Here is a 24337-nt window from a genome sequence, read left to right as displayed (position 1 = left end):
GCTACCTTCCGCTGGGGCTTGCCCTGGGGGCCGTACGTGGGATCCGTGAGCACCGTAGGCCCATACGATCTCCTGCCCGGTGCAGCGACCCCGGCGGGGCGCACCGGTGTCCCCCGTTCGCGGTAACGTGAGCCCCCTATGAACGCCAATCCCGACGTGCAGCTCCCCGCCGTGTCCGTCATCATGCCCGTGCTGAACGAGGAGCGGCATCTGCGCGGAGCAGTCCAAGCGATCCTCGCGCAGGAGTACGCCGGCGAGATGGAGGTCGTGATCGCCCTCGGTCCGTCCACGGACCGCACGGACGAGATCGCCGCCGAGCTCGTGGCCGAAACCGCGTCTTTCAACAGCAAGCGCGTGCACACCGTCCCGAATCCGACCGGGCGTACGCCCGCCGCGCTCAATGCCGCGATCAAGGCCTCGCGCCACCCGATCGTCGTGCGCGTCGACGGGCACGGGATCCTCTCGCCGAACTACATCGCCACCGCCGTACGGCTCCTGGAGGAGACCGGCGCGCAGAACGTCGGCGGCATCATGCACGCCGAGGGCGAGAACGACTGGGAGCACGCCGTCGCCGCCGCGATGACGTCGAAGATCGGGGTCGGCAACGCCGCGTTCCACACCGGTGGCCAGGCGCAGGCGGCCGAGACCGTCTACCTAGGCGTCTTCCGGCGCGAGGCGCTGGAGCAACAGGGCGGCTACAACGAGGAGTTCATCCGCGCCCAGGACTGGGAGCTCAACTTCCGGATCCGGGAAGCGGGCGGGCTCATCTGGTTCTCGCCCGAGCTGAAGGTGTCCTACCGGCCGCGTCCTTCGGTGCGCGCCCTCGCCAAGCAGTACAAGGACTACGGCCGCTGGCGCCACGTCGTCGCCCGCTACCACTCCGGCTCCATCAACCTGCGCTACCTCGCCCCGCCGACGGCGGTGTGCGCGATCGCCGCGGGCCTCGTGCTGGGCGCCCTGGTCACCCCGTGGGCCCTGGTGGTCCCCGGCGGCTACCTCGCGGCCATCACCGCCGGCTCGGTCCCGGCCGGCAAGGGCCTGCCCCTGAAGGCACGCCTCCAGATCCCGGTCGCCCTCGCCACCATGCACATGTCCTGGGGCTACGGCTTCCTGACCAGCCCGCGGTCCCTGGCGCGGAAGGTCATCGCCTCCCGCCGCCCGGCGGTGCTCAGCGCCAACTGAGCCCGCCGGCGGCGGGTGCCGTCACCAGGTGAAACCCGGGTTCACCTTCATGCAGGCCTTGGTGTCGGAGGCGTTCAGCGCCTCCGCTGTGTCCGGCGTCCTGTCGTCCTGCTTCGGGGCCTTGTACGCCGTCCCCTCCCGCCAGTCAGCGCCGACGACGAGGGTGACGCCGGAGACGTCCGTGGACTTCTCCACGGCGCTGGTCGGGATGCCGAGGGCCTTGGCGACCCGCTGGGCGTCGCCCTCCAGGTCGGCGCTCGGGTAGCGGATGAGCGTCGTGTCCTCGACCGGCGTGGCCGAGGCGTCCGCCACGGCCTGCGTGAATCCCTTGTCGGCGAGCAGCCCGGCGACGGTGGTCGCACGGCCGCGGACCGGGGCGAGGGTGTCGGTGCGGGTGCCGTTGCGCACCTGGACGGCGATCTCGCCGTCCGCCGCGGCCGGGTCGGTGGAGGTCTTCTCCTTGGCGGGCTTCTTCTTGTCCTTGCCGTCGAGCGCGACGTCCTCGCGCACCAGCCGGAACAGCTTGGTCGCGTCCTCGGTGGGCACCACCCGGCCGGTCTGGACCGTGTCGTACGTGTTCGGCATCGTCGTCATGGTGATGCGCGAGGTCGGCACCTTCTTGAGCTGGCCCGCCAGGTCGTACAGCTTCGCCACCGTGCCGAGGCCCGGGTCGACGGTGAGCGCCTTGGTGGCCGCCTCGGCGAGGGCGCGCAGCTTGCCCGGGTTGCTCAGCTTCGCGTTCTTGCGCAGCTCACGGACCATCGAGTTCATGTACATGTGCTGTGCCTTGGCGCGGGCCAGGTCGCTGCCGTCCTCGAAGCCGTACCGGGTGCGCAGCCACTGCAGGGCCTGTTCGCCCTGGACGTACGTCGTGCCCTTCTCCAGCTTCAGCCCGGAGCCGTGGCCCTCGCTGTCCTTGGAGCGGATGTTGGCGTCGACGCAGACCGGGACGCCGCCGATCGCGTCCGCCATCGACACCACGCCCGAGAAGTCGATCATCATGAAATGGTCGATGTGGATGTCGGTCAGCTTCTCCCACGTCGCCACCGAGCACCCCGGCCCGCCGCGGCCGAGCGACCGGTTCGTCATCGTGCGGCCGAGGGCCTCGTGGACCTCCCCGCTGTCCGGGTCCGTGCACTTGGGGATGTCCACCAGCGTGTCGCGCGGCATGCTCACGACCGACATGTTGGTGCGGTCGGCGGAGACGTGCAGCAGCATCTGGACGTCGGCGAGCGGAGTGCCGCCGAACGTCTCCTTGGCGCCGCCGAGTTTCTGGTTCTCCTTGCTGTCCCGCGCGTCCGAGCCGATCAGCAGGATGTTCAGCGGCGTCTGACCGGCCGCGTTCGCCTCGGTCTCGGCGGCGCGGTCCTTCGCGTCGCCGATGTTGAGGTCGTCCTTCTTCAGGTTGTCGTTGAGGTGCTGGTAGTAGAGATACCCGGCACCCGCGGTGCCCAGTATCACCACCGCCAGAACCGTCGCCGACCAGCGCAGCACCCGCCGTCTGGGGCGCCTGCCGTCGGTTCCGCGGCCGCGCCTGCGACCCCCGCCACCGTGCCGGCCGCCCTGGTCGGCCGGCGTGTCCTGGTCGGCCCGCGGTGTGAGGGACATGGTGTCCTCCACCGCGGGGACCTCCCCCCGCACACTGCTCTGCGCCAACTGTTCGCCCTTCCCCACCCTTGGCCCGGCACGGCTTCGCTCCGCGGCGGACCTCCCTGTCCGGTGCGGAGCGAACCATGTCAGGCCACCCTGTCCGACTCCGGTTCGCAACCTGTCAGACCTCTGTGGGTCCGAACCGGGTTGGCCACGTGTCGGCAAAATCCACGCCCGGCACGTCCACGCGGTGTGTCAGGCCAACGCCGCCTGACACAACCGTGTCCTGTGTCAGACCAACGAGGGTCCGGCACAGTTGCGTTCCCCGCGGCAGATTCCGTACCGGAGCCGGCGTACCGCAGCCGCCGTACCGGAACGGGCGGCCTGCCTCACCTCAAGTCGCCGGTGAGACGGGCCCGTTGGGTCGCCGCCGGGCGCTACTTCGCGCACTCGACCTTGTCCGCCGTGGACTTCTCCACGTCGGGCGCCTTGGTCGGAGCCGTGAGGGACACGCCCGCACCCTTGAAGTCCTTGCCCAGCGTCAGTGTCATCGTGGGCAGGCCCTGGGCGTTGGTCACGCTCTTGCCGGGCTTCATCGCGGAGCCGGAGAGCCCCATGATGGCGGCGAGCCGACGTGCCTGGTCCGCCTGGTCCGGTGCGTACTCGAGCGTCGTCTTCGACAGCGTCGTCGAGGCGTTGCCCGCGTTCTCGGACTTGCTCACGCCCTCCTCGGTCTGCAGCCAGGTGAGGGTCTCCTGGGCGCTGCCCGCGGGCGCCCCGCCGTTGTAGACCTGCACCCGCACCTCGGAGGGGTCGGCCTTGGTGCCCTTCAGCCGGGCGGCCACGGCGGCGGCCTCCTTCTTCTTCTGCTGCTTGACCGCGGTGAAGGAGACGTCGTTCTGGATCGCCTGGAAGACCTGGGGAGCCGTCGTCTCGTTGAGTACGACGGTCGTCTTCACCTTCTCGGCCGGGTTGTCGATCACCGGAACCGTCGTGAAGGTCAGGTTCTTGGTGTTGAGCTTGCCCAGCTCCAGGCCGAGGTCCTTCAGCTTGTCGATGGTGTCGAGCTGGGAGTCGACGGTCAGCGCCTTGGTGCCCGCCTCGGCCAGCTTGATCATCTTGGTCGGGCTGGTGAGCGTGTCGTTCGACTTGAGCTTGCGCATCAGCGCGCTGAGGAACTGCTGCTGGAGCCCGATCCGGCTCAGGTCACCGCCGAAGCCGACGGAGTGCCGCGTGCGGACGAAGGCCAGCGCCTGCTCGCCCGCGATGACGTGCTTGCCCTCGCTGAGGTTGAGGTGGGAGTCGGGGTCGTTGATGTCCTTGGCCAGGCACACCTCGACGCCGCCGACCGCCGTCGTCAGGGTCTTCACCGCGTTGAAGTCGGCCACCATGAAGTTGTCCGGCTTGATGCCGGTCAGTTCGGTGACCGTGCGCGCGGTGCAGCTGGGCGTACGGCCTTCCTGGCCGAGGCTCGTGTTGAAGCGTTCGCCGGTCTCGCCCGGGATGACCTTCTGGGAGCCGTCTTCCTGCGTCGTCGGGCAGTCCGGGATGTCGACGATCAGGTCGCGCGGGATGCTGAGCGCGGTCGCGTTCGAGCGGTCCTTGGAGAGGTGCAGCAGGATCGTGGTGTCGGCGTGTCCGGCGCTGCCCGAGTCGCCGTACTTGTCGTTGCCCGCGCCGGTGCGCTTGTCGGTGCCGATGAGCAGGATGTTGATGGCCTTGTCCTTGCTGAAGCCACCGGTGCTCGCGCCGTCGTCGGAGACGGACTGGATGTTGTCGTTGAGGTGCTCGATGTAGAGGTACGCGCCGACCCCGGCGGCGACCAGCACGAACGCCATCACACCGCCGGTCCAGAGCAGGGCCTTCTTCGCCTTGCTCTTCTTCACCGGCCGGCGACCGCGCCGCCCCGGCGGCGGCTCCTCGGGCGCGCCCCGACGCCTGCGCTGCGGCGGGACCTCACGGCCCGGCGACGCCGGCCGCGTCTCGCGCCCCGGGGCCGCGGTCCGGCTGCGCACGGCGCCACCGGCGCCCGCCGCACCCCCAGGACCTCCGGCGCCCCCGGCCGCGGTCGCACCGGCGGCACGCGCAGCGGCGCCGGCTCGCGAAGCGGATCTACGGGGTCCCGGGACCGGCGACTGCGCTGCGGAAGGAGTCAGTCGCAGTTCGTATTCACCGGTGTTCGGATTGAGTACCCACTGGTCTGCGGGGTCGATGTCGTCCGCCCGCCCACGGCCTTGCGCGTCCACGGTTGTCTGATTCCTCCGTCGGGGCCACGCGGCGCCTTCCCCCTTCAAGGCGCTCGGGTCTCTCGGTCAAACAGTGCGCAAGCCTAACTACGGCCGGGTGCACCGGATCGCTCACACTATCCGCCCAGTTCAGCGTCAAGCGACGACGGTGACAAATTCCACTTCCCTACAACTGGGCAATCCATCCCATTTCTTTGAACTGGGGTTCGCCGACTTGGTGAGCGCTTTACTCGCAGGGGTTCTCGGCGGCGGTGTTGCCGCGGAAAGTGGGTGCCGGGGGAGTGGGCCCTGTGCGCTCGTCGGGGCGCTGCGCGCCTGCCTTCCCCTCGCCGTAATGGGAACTCCTGTGCGGAGATGTGTGCCGAGCCCCATGGGACGTTTCGGGCGAATCAGCGACTTCCACCGGGGCGTCGACACGCAGTCGCTCGAAGAGTCGCTCGGCCTCGGGCTCCACGAGTTGGTCGCGATTGGAGTTGTAGATGTACGACTCCCGAGGAACGGTGAGGAATTGCACGCGTTCGGTGGGGATGTCGCGCACGCCGCGGACGAGTTCGTACAAACCGCGCAAGCTGGCCAGGGCCGGGTCGGTGGTGAGCGAGGACGTGGCGGCATCCAGGACGGGGTAGAGCCTGACCGGATTCAGCAGTACGTCGTTGCTCTGCACCTTCTGGACGAGCGCGGCGAGGAATCGTTGCTGGCGCTCCATACGGTCGGTGTCGCTGCCGTCGCCGAGCGACTTGCGGGCACGGACGTAGCCGAGGGCCTGCTCGCCGTCGAGGGTCACCTTTCCGGCGGGGAGCCTGAGCTTGGCGGCCTTGTCGTTGATGGGCTCGGTGAGGCAGATCTCCACGCCGTCGAGGGCGTCGACCATCTCCTCGAAGCCGTGGAAGTCGACCACCACGTGGTGGTCGACGCGGATGTTCGTGAGCCGCTCCACGGTGCGGACGGTGCAGGCCGAGCCGCCGACCTGGAAGGCGTAGTTGAACATCGCGAACATGGGCGCGCTGCGGCGGCCGTCGGGGCGCCGGCAGCCGGGGACGTCCACCATCAGATCGCGGGGTATCGAGACGGCGGTGGCGCTGCGGCGCCCGGCGGAGAGGTGCAGCAGGATCGTGGTGTCGGACCGCTCGGTCCCGGAGTCGCGGCCGTAGCGCCGGTTTCCCTTGCCCGCCCTCGAGTCCGACCCGATGAGCAGGATGTTCCGGGCGTCGCGTACGAGGGAGGTGGGGCGCTCCTTCTCATACCGGGCGAGTTCGGCGGCGGCGGCCTTGTCGGGCGTGATGTTCGCGTCCAGCTTGGCGTAGACGGCCCACCCGGCCCCGCCTGCGGCGACGAGCACGAGCCCCAACCCCAGGGCCCCTCGCCGCACCCACCGCCGTACCAGCCCCCTCCTACTGGCCGACGCCCCCCGGCGCGCACGTGCGGTGTCGGTCACGGCTGGGTCCACCCCTCATGGCGTAGTGCGTGTGGTGTGGGCTGCTGTTACGACCATGGCTTGGATGGGGGGTGGGGGGTGGGTGGTGGGGGGCTGAATGGGTGACGGGGCCTCCGGCGGTTGGGCGGGGGTGCCTGCGGCGGTTGGGCGGGGTGCCTGCGGCGGCCTGTGCGGGTGGGGTGGGGGTTCGCGTAGCGCGTGCGGGTGTGTTGTGGGTCGGGGACGTGCCGGGGGGTGTCCGTCCTCGGTCCGGCGGCTCGGTTGCGCAGGAGGTGCTGTGTGTTGACGCCGGCCGCTGCGGGCGGACACCCCCCCGGCACGTCACCTTCCCGCCGTACGCGACTGCGGGTCGGTGGGGCCACCGGCCCGTTCCCGCGATCGCCCCTGCTTCGCGATGCCGGTCAGCTTCATCCAGCCCGTCCGCCCCAGCCGCGGGCAGTCGTGCCGCTGGGGCGGCACGGGTGGGCGCGGGCGGCGCCCCGTCAGCGCCGGGCCGCGCGACTCCCTCCGCCCAGCCGCGGCGCCGGGTGACCGGCAAGCAGGCGGTGTCTGTGGCTTGGTCCGGCCGACGCGGTCGCCCCGCCGCGAGACCCACCCGGGCCCAGCCGCAGCGCCGGGTGACCCGCAAAACGAACCGCACCTGTGACTCGGCCCAGCCGACGCAGTCACCCCGCCCCCCGGAGGGCTACCGCGCCGTCGCCGTCACCCGCTCGGTTTCGATGCGCTTGGCCAGGGACTCCTCGTCCAGGGAGTCGAGGTGGCGGCACAGGACGACCGAGCCGTCGGTCGCCAGGGCCGCGTACAGGCCGGCGTTGAGGCCCTCCCAGGTGTCGTAGGGAAGGGACGACAGGATGCGGGAGCCCGGTCCCGTGAGGCCCAGCCCCGTCGCCTCGGCGCGGGCGCGTTCGACCACTTCGGCGCCGCTGAACTCCCGGCCGGCCACGATCAGCGCCGGATCCTCGGGGTCGACCGGCGCGTACGGGGCGAAACGGTCGCCCTGGCCCGGCACCTCCACGGCGTAGTCGGCGAAACCGGCCGGCGGCTGCGGGAAGCGGCCCCCCAGCGGCCGTAGCGCCAACGCGACACGTTCCCCTCGGCACGCCCGCGCGGCCTCCAGGGAATCCGGTCCGCTCACGACCACGTCGGCCGCCGCCGGATCCCCGCCCACGTCCGCGATCGTGCCCACCGACGAACAGGCCAGCAGCCAGACCGCCGTCTGCCAGTGGGTGGGCAACAGCAGCGCGACCCGGTCACCCGGCCCGGCCCCGAGGTCGCCCTGGAGCAGATTCGCGGTCTTGGCCACCCAATTGGCGAAGGTGGCCACGGACAATTCGACACGTTCCCCGGTGGCGTCGTCGTAGAAGGTCACCAGGGGGCGTCCGGGATCCGCGGCGAGCGCGGAACGCAGCAGGTCGGCAGGGGTGCGATCGGTGGCGTTCACCCGCGCAAGCGTACGCGGACACATAGGCGCACACCCCCTGTCGGGGGCGCCCGGCCACCACCGGTTCGGGGGAATCGGACGCCGACACTCCGTCAACTTCCAGATGGACAGGTTTGTGTGACTATGTCCAACATCTGGGGTATGCGTGGATTCCTTGCTTCCTCGATCGGTGTCACGTGCGCGGCCGCTCTAGCCCTCCCGTTCACCCCACCCGCCGTCGCGTCGTCCGCGAGACCGGCGCTCAGTGCGGAAGCGGCCACGCGCGGGGAGACGGTGGCCGGGCCGGCGGTGCGTCAGGGAGATGCCGAGTCGTACGTCCCCGGCAGCACCCAGTCGATGCCCCTCGCCCCCCTCACCCCCCTCACCCGTGACCGCGTCGTCGGGGCCCCCGCCGCAGAGGGCCTGTCCCCACGAGACGTACGGCACTTCTCCCTCGTCGGCGTCGTCTGGGACGACCCGGACGCCGAACTGCACGGCCGCGTCCAGGTCCGCACCCGCGCCGTCGACACCGGCACCTGGTCCGGCTGGCAGGACGTAGAGACGCACAACGGCGAACACGCGGCCGACCCGGGCAGCGTCGAACGCACCTCCGGCCGGGTACGCGGCTCCACGGCGCCGCTGTGGGTCGGGGAGTCGGACGCTGTGGAGGTGCGGGTCACGGCGCAGGCCGTCGAGACCGGGCCCGAGCAGGGCGCACGGGTCCCGGGCAGTGGTGACCCGACCCCGCCGGCCGGCACCGGCGTCGTCTCTCCGCTTCCCGCCGGCCTTCGCCTCGAACTCGTCGATCCCGGCGAAGCCGCCCCCGCGCCGGACGACCCCGGCGCCCCCCGCCCCGGCTCCCTGCAGGCCGAGACCGCCGAGACCGCCGAGGCCCTCGGTGCCTCCGCCGCCGACACGGCCGCGTCCGCCGTCAACGCCGAACTCGCGCCTCTCGGTGTCTCCGAGATCCCCGCGCTCGGCCGCGCCGAGACCGAACGGGAGCTGCTGGCCCTGCGCGGTGACGAGTTGACGCAGGAGCAGCGGGCGAAGCCGTACATCGGGCCGCGGCCGCGCATCGTCACGCGGCGCGGCTGGGGCGCGAACGAGGGGTGGCGGGAGCGGCAGTTCGTCTACACGAAGAAGGTGAAGGCGGCCTTCGTGCACCACACGGCGACCGGCAGCAAGTACTGGTGCTCGCAGGTCCCCTCGCTCATTCGCGGCATCTACCGCTACCACGTCAAGAGCATGGGCTGGCGCGACGTCGGCTACAACTTCCTCGTCGACAAGTGCGGAAACATCTACGAGGGACGCGCCGGGGGAGTGGCGAAGCCGGTCCTGGGTGCCCACACTCTCGGTTTCAACACCAACAGCATGGGGATCGCCGTCCTCGGCAGCTACGGCTCCAGAAAGCCGACCGGCGCCGCGGTGAAGGCCGTGGCCCGCCTCACGGCTTGGAAACTGGGCCTCTACGGGGCCAATCCGCGCGGAAAGACATACCTGAAGTCCGCCGGTGGCAATCTCTACCGAAAGGGAAAGAACGTACGGCTGAATGTGATCTCCGGCCACCGGGACGGCTTCTCCACGGAGTGCCCGGGACTGCAGCTCTACCGCAAGCTCGGCACGGCCCGCGCCACGGCGGCCCGCTACCAGGGCCGCTGAGCCTGGGGCGCGGAGTACCGCACTGCCGTCGAGAGCGCCGCACAACGGTCTGCATACACTGGCCGGCTGAATGACAGTTCGGCCGGTCCCGGCAGGAAGCAGAGACGACAGGTGACAGAAGCGATCCTCCTGGTCGGCGGCAAGGGCACTCGGCTGCGTCCGCTCACCGTGCACACGCCGAAGCCCATGGTCCGGGCGGCCGGAGTCCCCTTCCTCACCCACCAGTTGGCCAGAGCGAGAGCCGCGGGCGTGGACCACATCGTCCTGGCGACGTCGTACCTGGCGGAGGTCTTCGAGCCGTACTTCGGCGACGGCTCCGCGCTCGGCCTCCACCTGGAGTACGTGACGGAGGAGGAGCCCCTCGGCACGGGCGGCGCGATCCGCAACGTGGCGTCCCGGCTCCACTCCGCGCCCGACGACCCGGTCCTGATCTTCAACGGCGACATCCTGACGGGCCTGGACATCAGGGCGCTGATCCGCACGCACGAGACGACGGGCGCGGACGTCTCCCTCCACCTGACGAAGGTGACGGACCCGAGGGCGTACGGCCTGGTCCCCACGGACGACACCGGCCGAGTGACGGCGTTCCTGGAGAAGCCCCAGACCCCCGAGGAGATCGTCACCGACCAGATCAACGCGGGGGCGTACGTCTTCCGCCGCTCGGTCATCGACACGATCCCGGCGGGCCGCCCGGTCTCCGTCGAACGCGAGACCTTCCCTGACCTCCTCTCGGCCGGAGCCCACCTCCAGGGCATGGTCGACTCGACGTACTGGCTCGACCTGGGCACCCCCGCGGCCTTCGTCCGCGGCTCGGCGGACCTCGTCCTGGGCCGGGCCCCTTCCCCCGCCGTCCCCGGCCGCTGCGGCGACCGCCTGATCCTGCCCACCGCCAGGGTGGCCCCCGACGCCAAGCTGACCGGCGGCACGGTGGTGGGCGAGGGCGCCTTCGTGGCCGAGGGAGCGCGCGTCTTCGGCAGCACGATCCTCCCGGGCGCCGTCATCGAACCCGGCGCCATCATCACCGACTCCCTCATCGGCACCCGCGCCCGCGTAGGCGAACGCTCGGTCCTCACCGGCACGGTCATCGGCGACGGCGCGGTGATCGGCGCCGACAACGAGCTGCGGGAGGGCGCGCGAGTGTGGTGCGACGCCCGGATCCCGGCGGGGGCGGTGCGCTTTTCGCCGGATCTGTAGACGCCTCGCGGCGCCGAGTGCATCTCAGCCCGTCTGGGGGTGCCCCCTCTGGGGGAGTTCGAGGACGAGGCCCGTTCAGGGCCGAAGCGGGGTCCGGGGCGGCAGCCCCAGCGGGGTCGAAGGGGCGGAGACCCTTCAGGATGGGACGGGTAGACGGGTAGACGGGAGGGGGCGGCGGGGGCGAGAAACTCAGGCGGCACCCACGGCGCAGGCCCTCGTCACAACGCCCCGATATCCCCCCGAGGCATCCGCGGCGCCCGCCGAGCCGGAACCCGCCCGCTCAGCAGAATCAACCGAGCCGCCCGATGCCGCTGCCCCGCATACGGCTCCAGCAACTCCAGCATCACGGAGTCATCCGCATCCCGATCCCCGGCAAGCGCCCACCCCACGATCCCCGGCAGATGCAGATCCCCCACGGTCACCGCATCCGCCGCCCCATGACTCCGCTGCACAACCTCCGCAGACGTCCACGGCCCGATCCCCGACACGACCTCCAACCGGGCCTGCGCATCCGCCGGAGACATCCGCACCGCTTCCTCCAGCCGCGCAGCGACCCGTACGGCTCGCAAAATCGTGGACGCCCGTTTGTTGTCGACCCCGGCCCGATGCCACTCCCAGGACGGAATCAGCCGCCAGGTCCCCGCATCCGGCATCACACACATCCGCGTCGGCGCGGGCCCCGGCGCCGGCTCCCCGTACTTCCGTACCAGCAACCGCCACGCCCGATACGCCTCATCGGTCGTGACCTTCTGCTCCAGGATCGACGGAATCAACGACTCCAGCACCAACCCGGTCCGCGTCAGCCGCAACCCCGGCCGCCGATGCCGAGCGAGCGCCACCAGCCGGTGCCGCGGCACGAAGGCGGACGGGTCGTCGGCGGCCCCGAGCAACTCCGGCAACTGCTCCAGCAGCCACTCGGCCCCCGGCCCCCAGGCCTCGCCCCGCACTTCGGCACCCCGCACGCTGACCCGCAGCGTCCCGGCCCCGGCAGGCGTACGGCAGGCCCGCCACACGGACCCGTCCGGCATCGCCCGGAACGTCGGATCCCCCGGCCCCCGCCTCAGCGGCCCCAGCACCAGCCCGAGATCGAGCGGCCCGTCCGGCACCACCGTCCGCACCTTCGCCGGCGCGACAGCCTGCCGCGGCACACCCGCAGGCACAGCGACATGCCCACCGCGCACAGTCGTACGCGTGGGCCGCGGAGCAAAACGTCCTGCCACGGAGAGGTCCTAGGGGTACGGAGGGGGCCTACCGACGTAGGCACCGCACGAGTCCTGCAAGCGCTGTATCGGAGGCTTCCTACGAGCGTAGGCCCTGCGCGGCGACGGTCACCGCACCTCGATGAAACCCCCCGCATCCCGCTCCGGCCGCGCCCGTGGTTCCTCCGCCGGATGACCGACCGCCACCGCCCCCATCGGATCCCAGTCCTCCGGCAACCCGAGCACCTCCCGGACCACATCCCGGCAGAACATGGTCGAGGACACCCACGCCGAGCCCAGCCGCTCCCCGGCCAGCGCGACCAGGAAGTTCTGCACCCCGGCACCGGTGGCGACGACGAACATCTCCCGCTCCGCCCCGTCCCGCCGCACGTCGCCGTAGGTGTGCGACCCGTCCATGACCAGGCAGGGCACCACCAGATACGGCGCGTTGCGCAGCACGTCCCCGCGCCGCACCCGCTTGGCGATGGACTCCTCGCTCTTGCCGTCCCGCCGCAGATCGGCGACCCACGCCTCCCGCATCGCGTCGAGAAGCCGCGTCCGCGACTCCTCCGACTCCAGCAGCACGAACCGCCAGGGCGTGGTGTGATGCGGCGCCGGCGCCGTCACGGCCGCCGCGACCGCCCGCCGCACGGCCCCGGGGTCGACGGGCTCGTCCGTGAAGGCCCGTACGGTACGCCGCTGGGTGACCGCCTCCCGTACGGCTTCCGACGTCCCCAGCCGGAACATGTCGTCACGCGCGCCGCGCACCAGGGCCCGCGCCCCCTCCCCGTGGTCCTCGGCGACCGTGTGCGCCAGCCCGCGCACGACGGCGACGGGGAGCCCGGCGGCCTTGCCCTTCACCAGGTCACCGGCGGCGGCGAGTTCGTCCGCCGTCGCCACGACGGTCGCGCTGAGCGGATTGCCGTACGCGTCCGTGCCCCCGCGCAGATCGTCGAGCACCCGCACGCCCGCCGCACCGATCGCCACGTCCGTGAGCCCGGAGCGCCAGGGCCGCCCGAAGGTGTCGGTGACGACGACCCCGACGTCGACGCCGAGGGTGTCCCGCAGCCCCTCCCGGATCGCCCGCGCGGACGCGTCCGGGTCCTCGGGCAGCAACAGCACGGTCCCGGCAGGGGTGTTGGAGGCGTCGACCCCGGCGGCGGCCATCACGAGCCCCTGCCGGTTCTCGACGATACGGAGGGCGCCGCGACGCGCCACGACCCGTACGGTCTCCGCATCGATCGCGGCCTCCCGGTCGACCGCCTCGACCATGCGCCCCTCCGCCTTGGACACGATCTTCGAGGTGACGAGGAGGACATCCCCGTCGACCAGCCCGGGTTCGGCGGCGGCGATCAGCTTCGCGAGGTCGTCGCCCCGCTGGACCTCGGGAATCCCGGAAACGGCCCAGACCCGGTAGCCGTCGGCAGACACCTCGCTCAAGCCCCCCGCACCTCCTCCGCCAGCGCCAGCGCCTCCCGGGCCATCTGCGCGGTCGCGTCGACGTCGGTCATCATCAGCGGTACGGCCCGGCAGCGGATGCCGGCCGCCTCGACCCGCTCCACGGCACCCGTGTCGACGGTGTCGACGAGCCAGCCGTCCAGCAGCCCCGAGCCGTAGTGCTCGGCGACCGCCGCGGCCGTCGACTCCACGCCGACCGCCGCGAGCACCTTGTCGGCCATCCCGCGCACGGGCGCGTCCCCGACGATGGGGGACAGCCCCACCACCGGCACCCCGGCCTCGGCGATCGCCTCGCGGATGCCGGGCACGGCGAGGATCGTGCCGACCGAGACGACCGGGTTGGACGGCGGGAAGAGGATGACGTCCGCCTCGGCGATGGCCTCCAGGACGCCTGGCGCAGGCTTGGCCTGCTCCGCGCCGACCGGCACGATCGCCTCCGCCGGCACCGAGGCCCGCAGCCGCACCCAGTACTCCTGGAAGTGGACGGCCCTGCGTTCGCCGTCCATCTCGATCGCGACATGCGTCTCGACGCGGTCGTCGGTCATGGGGATGAGACGGACTCCCGGCTTCCAGCGGTCGCACAGCGCCTCCGCCACCGCGCTGAGCGGGTATCCGGCGCCGATCATCTGCGTCCGCACGATGTGCGTGGCGAAGTCCCGGTCGCCGAGCCCGAACCACTCCGGCCCCACTCCGTACGCCGCGAGCTCCTCCTTGAGATGGAAGGTCTCGTCCGCCCGGCCCCACCCCTGCTCCTCGTTGATGCCGCCGCCGAGCGTGTACATCACCGTGTCGAGGTCCGGGCAGACCTTCAGCCCGAAGAGGTGGATGTCGTCTCCGGTGTTGCCGATGACCGTGATGTCCGCGTCCGGCACGGCCCGCTTCAGACCGCGCAGGAACCGGGCACCACCGATGCCGCCTGCCAGAACCACAATGCGCATGGAAGCCAGTCTTGCAGGCGGGTACGACAACGGGTCAGGCAGTCACCGGACTCGGCTCGATACGAGCCTCGCAGGCCCGGGTCGGGTGCATCGGCATCTCCGTCAGGCCCGGGTAGTACACGTGCAGGCTCACCGCCGGCTCCAGCGCGTCGTTCACGACCTCGTGCGAGTACCCCGGCGCGAACACGCGCTGCGCTCCCGCCGCCAACACGCGCGTGCCGCGCTCCGTGCGCTCGGTCAGCGCGCCGTCCAGGACGGTCAGCACGCCGGAGGAGCGGCCGTGGTCGTGCCGCCCGCTGCCCTGTCCGGGCACCCAGGACAGCAGCCACACCTCGTAGCCGGGGCCCGTGCGCAGCCGGTGGTACCAGCGCGTGGTCGCGTCGTACCGGACGAGGTGCTCCCACTGGGAGCGGTCCGCGGCGATGGAGCGGGCCAGGCCGGCGAACTCGGCGACGGTGGCCGGGTGCTCGCGCGGAGCCTGGAGGAGGTGCGGGACTTCGAGGATGTCGCCGGCGATCTGGAGGTCGCTGTCGCTGTTCATGGGGTGCGGTGGTTCCTCAGTGAAGGAAGGTCAGAGGGAACGGAAACCGAGTCGCGGCCGACTCGGCCTACAGCTGGAGCAGGTGTGGCTCAACAGCTGGAACAGCAACAACAGCTACAGCGAACGTGGGCAGCACCGAGGGACCCGGCGGTGCGGGTCGAGGTGAGTGCCAAGTTCGCGAGCATGCCCACAAGGACAGCGGTTTGCACCTCCACTGTCAACTCGACGCCCGTTATGTGGGACATGTTTCACCTCATCCGGTTCATCTCCGTGGTGAAAGGTTTGTTCATGGGGCGACCGGGACACATGGCGCACAACCGGGCGCACGGCGCCGTTGTGATCCTGTGATCCGACTGTGATCCGGTTCGCTTCTGCGTAAGTGTGCAACGAGATCGAACTTCTGGGCGTCCTTTTCCGTACAGGCTCTGCGCGGGGCTGGATGCCCTCCCGGGTCTCGTCTGCTTGTCAAGGTTTATGCCGATTTGAACACTTTCCGCTAGGCCTTGGTTCCGCAGAGTGAATAAGGGGCTCAATAGCAGATCTCGGCTTGACTCGCCCGGAGCAGCACACTTGTAATTTCACTCGTGTCGTTCAGCCGAAATCGGTAACGGCTACATCACGGGGACGCGGAAAGAACAGACGAGGGGCGCACATGACCGAGCTGGTGCAGCAACTGCTGGTCGACGACGCGGACGAGGAACTCGGCTGGCAGGAGCGCGCGCTGTGCGCCCAGACCGACCCCGAGTCCTTCTTCCCCGAGAAGGGCGGCTCCACCCGCGAGGCCAAGAAGGTCTGCCTCGCCTGTGAGGTCCGCTCCGAGTGCCTCGAGTACGCCCTCGCCAACGACGAGCGCTTCGGAATCTGGGGCGGCCTGTCCGAGCGCGAGCGCCGCCGCCTGAAGAAGGCGGCCGTCTGACCGGCCTCCCGGCCACATCCACGCGTACATACGTCTCGCGCAGGTCTCGCACGCGTCTTGAACGGCCCGTCGCCGGTGGTTATCCACAGGCGGCGGGCCGCCGTCATGCCCAGCCGATAGTGTGGTCGCTCGTCCGAGACGCCCCGCTGCCCCCTCGGGGCACAGGCGTCCACCGCAGTCCACCGAACCGGGGCCCGTACCTCGATGTCCGTGCACAGCCACACGGCAGCCCGTCAAGACGTCGCTGCCACACCTGAGTTTCCGCGTCATGTGGTGACCGCGGTGCTCGTCTCCCACGACGGCGCCCGCTGGCTTCCCGACGCGCTCGCCGGGCTGCTCGGCCAGGAGCGCCCCGTCCAGTTCGCCATGGCCGCCGACACCGGCAGCGCGGACCGATCCGCGCAGCTGGTCACCGACGCCCTCGGCGACGATCGCGTACTGCACCTCGCCCGGCGCACCGGATTCGGCCAGGCCGTCGAGGAGGCCAACCGCACCGCCCCCGTCCTCACCCCGGACGAGCTGACCTATCTGAAGCGGCCGAGCGGCTGGGACCCCGTCACGCGCTCGTGGCGCGACGACGCCTACGACATGCCCGAACTCCCCCACGGGGAGCCGGTCCAGTGGCTGTGGCTCCTGCACGACGACTGCGCCCCCGAACCCGACGCCCTGGCCCAGCTGCTGCGCGTCGTGGAGAACGAGTACGAGCTGGGCCGCGACGACGTCGCCGTCGTGGGCCCCAAGCTGCGCGGCTGGTACGACCGCCGGCAGCTCCTCGAGGTCGGCGTCACCATCGCCCACTCCGGCCGCCGCTGGACCGGACTCGACCGCCGCGAACAGGACCAGGGACAGCACGACCACGTCCGGCCCGTGCTGTCCGTGTCCACCGCCGGCATGCTCGTCCGGCGCGACATCTTCGAACAGCTCGGCGGCTTCGACCGACGGCTGCCCCTGATGCGCGACGACGTCGACCTGTGCTGGCGCGCCACCGCCGCCGGCCACCGCGTCCTCGTCGCCCCCGAGGCAGTCGTACGACACGCCGAGGCGTCCTCCCGCGAGCGCCGCACCGTCGACTGCGTCGGCCGCACCGCCGCCTCCCCGCACAAGGTCGACAAGGCGGGCGCCGCCTACACCCTGCTCGTCAACAGCCGTACGGCCGTGCTGCCCTGGGTGCTGCTGCGGCTCGTGCTCGGCACCGTCCTGCGGACCCTGGCCTACCTCGTGGGCAAGGTCCCGGGCCAGGCCCTCGACGAGATCCGCGGCCTCATGGGCACACTGCTGCGCCCCGAGCGGATCATCGCCGGACGGCGCAGGCGCGGAAATCCCGTCGCCGACAAGGGCGAGTTGCGGGCCCTGTTCCCGCCGCCCGGCGCGACCGTGCGGGCCACCGTCGAACAGGTCGCGAGCAGCCTCGTCGGCCGCTCCGACCCCGAAGTGGCCGCAGGCGCGGGACGGCACGGCAGTGCGATCGAGTCCGGACCCGGCGGCGACGACGCGGACTTCCTGGAGATAGAACAGTTCGCCCGCCTCAAGCGCATCGCCCGCAAGCCCGGACCGGTGCTCTTCCTCGTCCTGCTGTTCGTCTCGCTGATCGCCTGCCGGGAACTGCTCGGCGGCGGTGCGCTCGCGGGTGGCGCGTTGTTGCCTGCTCCGGCCGACTCCGGTGAGCTGTGGTCGCATTACGTGGACGCCTGGCACCCGGTGGGCGTCGGCGGCACTCCCTCCGCGCCGCCGTACCTGGCGATCGTGGCCATGCTCGCCTCCACGCTGCTGGGCTCGACCGGGCTCGCGGTCACCGTCCTGCTCGTCTGCTCGGTGCCACTGGCCGGACTCACCGCCTACTTCGCCTCCCGCCCGCTCGTCGAGTCGCGCCTCCTGCGCGCGTGGGCGGCCGTCGCCTACGCCTTCCTGCCCGCCGCCACCGGCGCCCTCGCCGGCGGCCGCATCGGCACCGCCGTCCTCGCCGTCCTGCTGCCGCTCATCGCCCGCGCGGGCATCGCGGCCAGTGGCCTGGCGAACGGCTCCGGTGCGCGCGGCAGTTGGCGCGCCACCTGGGCATACGCGCTGCTGCTGACGATCACCACGGCCTTCACGCCGATCGTGTGGCCGATCGCGCTGGTCCTCGGGCTCGGGCTGCTCGCGGTGCGGCGCGCCGACATCACCGCGTACGGCCTGCGTTTCCTGGCCCAGTTCGGCGTGCCCCTGCTGGTCCTCGCGCCCTGGTCGCTGTCGCTGCTTCCGTTCGGCTTCTTCCAGGAGGCCGGTCTGCAGTACGGCGCCTCGGCCGCATCCGCCCTGGACCTGCTCGGCGCCAGCCCCGGCGGGCCCGGCACCGTCAGCGGCCTGATGCTCATCGGCGTCGTGCTGGCCGCGCTGGCCGCCCTGATGCGCTCCGAGCGCCAGTTCGGAATCTGGACGGCGTGGGCGGTCGCCCTGGTGGGCCTCGTCTTCGCGGCCCTGTCCAACAGCTCCACCTGGTCCGGCCCCGCGACCCTCGTCTACGGCATCGCCCTCCTGGCCGCCGCCCTGCTCGGCGCCGACGGGGCACGCTCGCGCGTGGCCGAGCAGAGCTTCGGCTGGCGCCAGCCGGTCGCCGCGCTGATCGCCTTCGCCGCGGCCGCCGGCCCGCTGCTCGTCGCGGCCGGCTGGATGATCCGCGGCGCCGACGGGCCGCTGGAGCGGCGCGACCCCGTGCAGGTGCCCGCGTTCGTCGCCGAGGAGAGCGGCAGCCGCGACCAGGCCCGCACCCTCGTCCTCGACAGCGACTCCCCGGCCCACGTCGGCTACATGCTCGTCCGCGGCTCCGGCGCCCGCCTCGGCGACGCCGAACTCGCCGCCGAGGACGGGGAGAACGCCACGCTCGACAAGATCGTCGCCAACCTCGTGGCCGGCTCCGGCGCCGACCAGGCCGACCAGCTGGGCGCGTTCGCGGTGCGGTACGTCCTCGTCCACAAGGGCGCGCCCCGCGAGGTCGCGCGCGTGCTGGACGCCACGCCCGGGCTGTCGCGCCTGAGCGAGCAGAACGGCAGCGCGTTGTGGCGCGTCGACCGGCAGGTGTCGCGGGCAGCCGTGGTTGCTGGCGCTGGCGCTGGCGCTGGCTCCGGCTCCGGCTCCGGCTCCGCCGAGCCTCAGCCCGTTGCCGCCGGGCCCGTCGAGATCCACACCACGATTCCGAGTGGCCCCGAAGGGCGTGTCCTGCGCCTGGCCGACAGCGCCGACGACGGCTGGACGGCCACCCTGGACGGCAAGCCACTCACCCCGACCACGGTCGACGGCTGGGCCCAGGGCTTCGAGCTCCCGGCGGCCGGCGGCGGGCTGGACGTCACCTACGACGACCCGATCGGCCATACCGTCTGGCTGTGGGCCCAGGGCTTCCTCGCCCTCGTCCTCGTCGTGATGGCCCTTCCAGGGCGTCGCCGCGACGTCGACGACGACCTGCCCGAGGAGCCGGCCGTCCCGGCCGAGGCCATGGCCGGCGAGGGCCGGCGGGCCCGCCGGCTGCGGGCCCAGGCCGAGGCCGAGGCCGAAGAGGCCGGCCAGGGCGGCGCGTTCCCGGCTCCTCCCACGGAGCCGCCGGCCGTGGCGATTCCGCAGCAGCAGCCCTACGGCATGGGGGTGCCCCCGGGCGAGGATGTTCGAGCCTGGGGGAGGGACACACCCGGTTACGCAGGCACCGAGTACGGCAGCTACGGCGGCGAGCAGTACGAGGGCGGCCAGCAGTACCCGGCGGGCGGTGCCTACGACGGGACGTATCAGGCGGATCCGTATCAGGGCGGCCAGTACGACCCGTACGCGTACGGCGGGCAGTCCTCGCAGGGGTCGTACGAGGGGGGCTACGACCCGTCGTACGACCAGACGTACCAGCAGGGTTACGACGCCACGTACGACCCGGCGCAGCCGCATCCGAACGGCAGCGAGCGTTCCGACGGGAGCCAGCAGTGAACCGCACCACCCTGTCCCTGATCGTCGGCGCCACCGCCCTCGCCGCCATCACCGGGGTCGCGTCGCTCACCACGCCGGACGCGTCCGGCACGCCCACCGCCGAGGCGGCCGCCGAGCTGCCCGTGGAGCGCACGAGCCTGGTGTGCCCGGCGCCGAGCATCTCCGACCTCGCCGAGACGACGTACACGTCGTTCACGCCCGTCACGAAGGGGACGGGGAGCGGCGGGAAGGCGGAACTGCAGTCCGCGGCGCAGGAGTCGGGTACCGGAGCGGACGCCAAGGGCAAGAAGGCGGGTGACGCCGGCAAGGCCGGCAAGCCCGTCCTTCAGGCCAAGGAGCCGGGGACGCCGGTCACCGGGGACGCCTCCGGGGGCGACTCGCCGGCGCTCGTCGGGACCGCCGACGGGAAGTTCGCGCCCGGCTGGACCGTGCAGGAGACGACCGAGGTCGCCGCGGGCACGGGGCGTGGCCTGCAGGGCGTCAACTGCACCGCGCCGGACACCGAGTTCTGGTTCCCCGGCGTCAGTACGGCTGCCGACCGCACGGACTACGTACATCTGACCAACCCCGACGACTCCGCCGCCGTCGTCGACATCGAGCTGTACGGCAAGGACGGTCCCCTCGAGACCACGGTGGGGGAGGGGATCACGGTTCAGCCGCACTCCGGTGAGTCGATCCTGCTGTCCACGCTCACCGCTGAGAAGCAGGCCAATGTGACCGTGCACGTGAGTGTGCGCAGTGGCCGGGTGGGCGCTTCGGTGCAGGCGCTGGACGACAGGCTCGGTGGGGACTGGCTGGCCGCGTCCGCCGACCCCGCGGGGAGCCTGGTTCTGCCCGGCATTCCGAAGGACGCCAAGGCCGTGCGCCTGGTCGCCTTCACGCCGGGAGACGCGGATGCGGACCTCAAGGTGCGGCTCGCCTCGCCGTCCGGGGCGATCACGCCTGCCGGGCACGAGACGTTGCACGTCAAGGCGGGGATGACGAGTGCGGTGGACCTCGGGGACGTCATGCGGGGCGAGGCGGGGTCACTGGTGCTGACGCCTACGGATCGGTCCGTGCCGGTGGTTGCGGCGGTGCGGGTGGTTCGTGGTGAGGGTGCCAAGCAGGAGACGGCGTTCATTCCGGCGACCCGGCCGGTGGGCACGCGCGCGACGGTCGTGGACAACCGGGCGAAGGGCACGACGCTGTCTCTCAGCGCGCCCTTCGGCTCGGCGGAGGTCAAGGTGACGGCGTCGGCGGGGAGCGAGGGTGGCGCGGCGGCGTCGAAGACGTACACGATCAAGTCCGGGACGACACAGGACGTCGAGGTCCCGGTGCCGAGTGGCCTGAAGGGCACGTACGCGCTGACGGTGGAGTCGGTGTCGGGTGGGCCGGTGTACGGGTCTCGGACGCTGGCCGTGACGGAGGACGGGGTGTCCGGCTTCACTGTGCAGTCCCTGCCGGATGACCGGGGGATGGTGGCTGTGCCGGAGGCGGACGAGGACTTGTCGGTGCTGCAGAAGTAGGGCGGGGGGCGCGCCTGCGGTTCCCCGTCGGCGCGCCGGCCTGCGGTGACCCACCCCCGGCCCCTCGCCGCCCGCGCCGACGCTGTCAGTCCTCGCCGTAGCGGGGGTCCACCGTCTCCGGTGTCAGGCCCAGGAGCTCGGCCACCTGTTCTACGACCACCTCGTGGACCAGGGCTGCTCGTTCGTCCCGGCCCTTGGTGCGGATCTCCACCGGGCGGCGGTAGATGACCACCCGCGCGGGGCGGCCCTCGCCGGCGGGGATCGTGCCGCCCAGGGGGACCGCCTCGTCGTTCCAGGTGCGGCCGGGGCCGTCCAGGCGGGGGACCTCCAGGACCAGGAAATCGATGTCGGCCAGCTGGGGCCAGCGGCGTTCGAGGCGTTCCACGGAGTCCTGCACCAGGTCGGCGAAGGCGTCGGCGCGGCTGGCGGCAAGCGGGACCTGGGGTGGTGCGATCGGGCCGCGCATGCCTCGCCCGTGGCGATCACGGCGGCGGGGCCCGGGGCCGGTGGCACGAGGCGGTACGGGGGCGTCCATCACTGATGAAGCGTAGTCCTCGGGCCCGGTGCCTGTCCGATCACGGTGAGGTGGGGCGGGTGGCGTCCACGGGCCGTACGGCATGTCGGCACATGACCATTCCAGCCAAGCTTGGGCTCGATTCCGCATCTCTCCGAGACCGGCGGTGTCGAGGCATTTGATGTGGTTTGTGGTATGTAGTGTCCGGTTTCGAGGGTGTTCGGGATCTCGGAAAAGGGCTTCCGTGCAGGTCAGTGGCGTGGGGCGTAAGGTGCGTGTGGGGTGTTTCACAGCACGACACGGTGGGGTGACCTGGGGGAGAGTCGTCGCGGCCCGCTCAAGAGTGCGGTACCGTCCAACGTCGTGAGCCCTGTACGTCGCTGTTCGCGCACCGCTTGCGGCCGTCCCGCCGTCGCGACGCTGACGTACGTCTACGCCGACTCGACCGCGGTCCTCGGCCCGCTCGCCACCTACGCCGAACCCCACTGCTACGACCTGTGCGCCGAGCATTCCGAGCGCCTCACCGCCCCCCGGGGGTGGGAGGTCGTGCGGTTGCTGGACGGTTCGGCTCCGGCCCGTCCCAGCGGCGATGATCTGGAAGCGCTTGCCAACGCCGTGCGCGAGGCGGCCCGTCCGCAGGAGCGGGCGGCCCAGGCCGGTGGAGGCGGGGGGCGTGGCGCCGACCCGATGGAAGTTGCGCGGCGGGGACATCTGCGCGTGCTGCGGTCGCCCGACAACTGACGGTCGGTTTTCTCCGCCTGTGCGGGTGTTTCCCGTGTGCTCGTCTCGTTGAGTGATGCACAGGCATTGACGTGTCATTGGCGCGGACACGACCATTCCGTATGCCGGAACGAGAAATCGCTTTCCGCATGGCGGAATCCGGGGAGGCGCCCGTGTATGTCCAGGAACTGGAACCCGTCGCCGACTCGCTCGGCCTGTCCGCATTAGTGGCGGCGCTGCCGCTCGTGATCGTCCTCGTCCTGCTGGGCGGGGTGCGGCTGAAGGCGCACTTGGCGGGGCTCACGGGGCTTGTGGCGGCCATACTGGTTGCCTGGCTCGCGTGCGGCATGCCGCTCGGTCAGACGCTCTCCAGCGCCGCCCAGGGGGCCGTCTTCGGGCTCTTCCCCATCCTGTGGATCGTCGTCAACGCCCTGTGGGTGTACCGGATGACCGTCCGGACGCGTCATTTCGACATCCTGCGGCGGTCGTTCGGGCGGCTCTCCGACGATCCGCGCATCCAGGCGCTCGTCGTCGCCTTCTGCTTCGGGGCCCTGCTGGAGGCGCTCGCCGGGTTCGGGGCGCCCGTCGCGATCTGTTCGGTCATGCTGGTGGCGCTCGGCTTCGAACCGGTGCGGGCGGCGGTCGTCGCGCTGGTCGCCAACACCGCGCCCGTGGCCTTCGGCGCGATGGGGACACCGGTGGTGACGCTGGCTCAGGTCACCGGGCTGCCACTGGATGACGTGGCTTCCGTGGTGGGGCGGCAGACGCCCTTGCTGGCGCTGGTCGTGCCGCTCGTGCTCGTCGGGCTCGTGGACGGGCGGCGCGGACTGCGGGAGACCTGGGTGCCCGCCGTGGTGTGCGGAATCGCCTTCGCCGTCGCCCAGTTCGCCGCGTCGAACTACGTCTCCGCGCAACTCGCCGACATCGGCGCCGCCTTGGCCGGTGCGGGCGCCCTGGTCGCCGTACCGCACGCGCGCGTGCCCGCCACCGAGGCCGTACGCGCGTCCGTGCTGACCGGGGCGCGGAGCGAGGAGTTGGACGAGGAGGACCCGCCGCGAGAAGTCGTACGGGCCTACGCGCCGTACGCGTTGATCGTCGTGATCTTCTCCATCGCGCAGATCCCGGTGGTCAAGGACTGGCTGGCCGGGGCGACCCAGACGTACGACTGGCCCTTCCTGAACGTCGCGAACCCGGACGGGGAGCCGGTCGGGGGCAATGTCTTCAGCTGGCCGATCGTGTCCACCGGCGGCACGCTCGTGCTGCTCGCCGGGGTGTGCACGGCGGTCGTCCTCGGCGTGCACACGCGCGTGGCGGTCAAGGAGTGGGCCGCGACCGTGCGCGAGTTGAGGTTCGCCATCCTCACCGTGACGTCCGTGCTGGCGCTCGCGTACGTCATGAACCTCTCCGGACAGGCCGCCACCATCGGCTACTTCGTGGCCGCCGCCGGCGCCGGGCTCGCCTTCCTGTCACCGGTGCTGGGCTGGTTCGGAGTCGCCGTGTCCGGGTCGGACACCTCGGCCAACGCGCTGTTCGGCGCGTTGCAGGTGACGGCGGCCCGGGAGTCGGGGCTGTCGCCGGAACTCCTGGCCGCCGCCAACAGTTCAGGTGGTGTGCTCGGCAAGATGATCTCGCCGCAGAACCTCACCATCGCGTGCGCGGCCGTAGGGCTCGCGGGCCGGGAAGGCGACCTGCTGCGGCGGGTCCTGCCGTGGAGTCTGGGCCTGCTGCTGGTGATGTGTCTGATCGTGGTCGGCCAGAGTTCACCGGTGCTGGGCTGGATGCTGCCCTGACCTCCGCGCTGACCTGATGGTCACGGCTCGGAGTCCACTCAGTGGCCACACAGCGCACTGTCAGTGAGGGCGGGTAGTTTGGGGTGACCGA

17 protein-coding genes are annotated in these 24337 nt (G+C 71.5%); 8 read left to right on the top strand and 9 right to left on the bottom strand.

Annotation, left to right across the window (positions count from 1 at the left end; genetic code table 11):
- Positions 1 to 138: 138 nt before the first annotated feature.
- Positions 139 to 1182: a glycosyltransferase family 2 protein gene (locus tag PBV52_RS18285; RefSeq protein ID WP_274239481.1), complete on the top strand. Its 1044-nt coding sequence runs from the start codon at positions 139 to 141 to the stop codon at positions 1180 to 1182.
- A gap of 21 nt (positions 1183 to 1203) precedes the next feature.
- Here PBV52_RS18285 and PBV52_RS18280 read toward each other — a convergent pair whose 3' ends face one another.
- From PBV52_RS18280 to PBV52_RS18265, 4 genes are all read right to left on the bottom strand, one after another.
- Positions 1204 to 2790 (bottom strand): LCP family protein, encoded by a 1587-nt coding sequence (locus PBV52_RS18280; RefSeq protein WP_274239480.1) that lies wholly within the window; start codon positions 2788 to 2790, stop codon positions 1204 to 1206.
- 419 nt (positions 2791 to 3209) lie between these two features.
- The gene (locus tag PBV52_RS18275; RefSeq protein WP_274239478.1) at positions 3210 to 5018 is read right to left on the bottom strand and encodes an LCP family protein; all 1809 of its coding nucleotides are present in this window, start codon (positions 5016 to 5018) and stop codon (positions 3210 to 3212) included.
- A 226-nt stretch (positions 5019 to 5244) separates the two neighbouring features.
- On the bottom strand, positions 5245 to 6402 hold the full coding sequence (locus PBV52_RS18270; RefSeq protein WP_373922015.1) for an LCP family protein: 1158 nt from the start codon (positions 6400 to 6402) through the stop codon (positions 5245 to 5247).
- A 736-nt stretch (positions 6403 to 7138) separates the two neighbouring features.
- On the bottom strand, positions 7139 to 7894 hold the full coding sequence (locus PBV52_RS18265) for a TIGR03089 family protein (RefSeq protein ID WP_274239474.1): 756 nt from the start codon (positions 7892 to 7894) through the stop codon (positions 7139 to 7141).
- A 141-nt stretch (positions 7895 to 8035) separates the two neighbouring features.
- On the opposite strand from PBV52_RS18265, the gene PBV52_RS18260 reads away from it, so the two are divergent.
- A complete protein-coding gene (locus tag PBV52_RS18260; protein WP_274239472.1) occupies positions 8036 to 9532 on the top strand; it encodes an N-acetylmuramoyl-L-alanine amidase in 1497 nt (498 codons plus the stop codon).
- A 111-nt stretch (positions 9533 to 9643) separates the two neighbouring features.
- Positions 9644 to 10726 carry an NDP-sugar synthase gene (locus tag PBV52_RS18255; RefSeq protein WP_274239471.1) on the top strand — a complete coding sequence of 361 codons (1083 nt, stop codon included), beginning with the start codon at positions 9644 to 9646 and terminating at the stop codon, positions 10724 to 10726.
- A 218-nt stretch (positions 10727 to 10944) separates the two neighbouring features.
- Here PBV52_RS18255 and PBV52_RS18250 read toward each other — a convergent pair whose 3' ends face one another.
- The 4 genes from PBV52_RS18250 to PBV52_RS18235 form a co-directional block, all read right to left on the bottom strand.
- Positions 10945 to 11946, bottom strand: coding sequence for a DNA-3-methyladenine glycosylase (locus PBV52_RS18250; RefSeq protein WP_274239469.1), 1002 nt, complete (start codon positions 11944 to 11946; stop codon positions 10945 to 10947).
- Positions 11947 to 12054: 108 nt separating this feature from the next.
- Positions 12055 to 13356, bottom strand: coding sequence for a coenzyme F420-0:L-glutamate ligase (locus tag PBV52_RS18245; RefSeq protein WP_274249440.1), 1302 nt, complete (start codon positions 13354 to 13356; stop codon positions 12055 to 12057).
- A 5-nt stretch (positions 13357 to 13361) separates the two neighbouring features.
- A complete protein-coding gene (cofD, locus tag PBV52_RS18240; RefSeq protein WP_274239468.1) occupies positions 13362 to 14321 on the bottom strand; it encodes a 2-phospho-L-lactate transferase in 960 nt (319 codons plus the stop codon).
- A gap of 34 nt (positions 14322 to 14355) precedes the next feature.
- A complete protein-coding gene (locus tag PBV52_RS18235) occupies positions 14356 to 14862 on the bottom strand; it encodes a cysteine dioxygenase family protein (protein WP_274239466.1) in 507 nt (168 codons plus the stop codon).
- Positions 14863 to 15514: 652 nt separating this feature from the next.
- On the opposite strand from PBV52_RS18235, the gene PBV52_RS18230 reads away from it, so the two are divergent.
- From PBV52_RS18230 to PBV52_RS18220, 3 genes are all read left to right on the top strand, one after another.
- The gene (locus PBV52_RS18230; protein ID WP_003975777.1) at positions 15515 to 15778 is read left to right on the top strand and encodes a WhiB family transcriptional regulator; all 264 of its coding nucleotides are present in this window, start codon (positions 15515 to 15517) and stop codon (positions 15776 to 15778) included.
- A 204-nt stretch (positions 15779 to 15982) separates the two neighbouring features.
- Positions 15983 to 19717: a glycosyltransferase gene (locus PBV52_RS18225; protein ID WP_274239440.1), complete on the top strand. Its 3735-nt coding sequence runs from the start codon at positions 15983 to 15985 to the stop codon at positions 19715 to 19717.
- Positions 19714 to 21222, top strand: coding sequence for a DUF5719 family protein (locus PBV52_RS18220; protein WP_274239438.1), 1509 nt, complete (start codon positions 19714 to 19716; stop codon positions 21220 to 21222). The genes PBV52_RS18225 and PBV52_RS18220 overlap by 4 nt, the downstream gene beginning before the upstream one ends.
- Before the next feature lie 85 nt (positions 21223 to 21307).
- Here PBV52_RS18220 and PBV52_RS18215 read toward each other — a convergent pair whose 3' ends face one another.
- Positions 21308 to 21757, bottom strand: coding sequence for a metallopeptidase family protein (locus PBV52_RS18215; protein WP_274249438.1), 450 nt, complete (start codon positions 21755 to 21757; stop codon positions 21308 to 21310).
- A gap of 342 nt (positions 21758 to 22099) precedes the next feature.
- On the opposite strand from PBV52_RS18215, the gene PBV52_RS18210 reads away from it, so the two are divergent.
- Together PBV52_RS18210 and PBV52_RS18205 are read left to right on the top strand one after the other, a co-directional pair.
- A complete protein-coding gene (locus PBV52_RS18210; RefSeq protein WP_030053098.1) occupies positions 22100 to 22477 on the top strand; it encodes a DUF3499 domain-containing protein in 378 nt (125 codons plus the stop codon).
- Positions 22478 to 22629: 152 nt separating this feature from the next.
- A complete protein-coding gene (locus PBV52_RS18205) occupies positions 22630 to 24246 on the top strand; it encodes an L-lactate permease (RefSeq protein WP_274249437.1) in 1617 nt (538 codons plus the stop codon).
- Positions 24247 to 24337 lie beyond the last annotated feature (91 nt).

Source organism: Streptomyces sp. T12 (assembly GCF_028736035.1).
In the GTDB taxonomy this organism is placed as follows: Bacteria; Actinomycetota; Actinomycetes; order Streptomycetales; family Streptomycetaceae; genus Streptomyces.
The sequence above is the reverse complement of the archived record's forward strand: the minus strand, read 5'-3'. Positions and strand labels throughout refer to the sequence as shown.

Bases quoted from the DNA above. Each gene is read 5' to 3' on its own strand.
- PBV52_RS18230 (WP_003975777.1), top strand. From the start codon at position 15,515: ATGACCGAGCTGGTGCAGCAACTGCTGGTCGACGACGCGGACGAGGAA.
- PBV52_RS18285 (WP_274239481.1), top strand. From the start codon at position 139: ATGAACGCCAATCCCGACGTGCAGCTCCCCGCCGTGTCCGTCATCATG.
- PBV52_RS18235 (WP_274239466.1), bottom strand. From the start codon at position 14,862: ATGAACAGCGACAGCGACCTCCAGATCGCCGGCGACATCCTCGAAGTC.
- PBV52_RS18225 (WP_274239440.1), top strand. From the start codon at position 15,983: ATGTCCGTGCACAGCCACACGGCAGCCCGTCAAGACGTCGCTGCCACA.
- PBV52_RS18260 (WP_274239472.1), top strand. From the start codon at position 8,036: ATGCGTGGATTCCTTGCTTCCTCGATCGGTGTCACGTGCGCGGCCGCT.
- PBV52_RS18215 (WP_274249438.1), bottom strand. From the start codon at position 21,757: ATGGACGCCCCCGTACCGCCTCGTGCCACCGGCCCCGGGCCCCGCCGC.
- cofD (WP_274239468.1), bottom strand. From the start codon at position 14,321: ATGCGCATTGTGGTTCTGGCAGGCGGCATCGGTGGTGCCCGGTTCCTG.
- PBV52_RS18280 (WP_274239480.1), bottom strand. From the start codon at position 2,790: ATGTCCCTCACACCGCGGGCCGACCAGGACACGCCGGCCGACCAGGGC.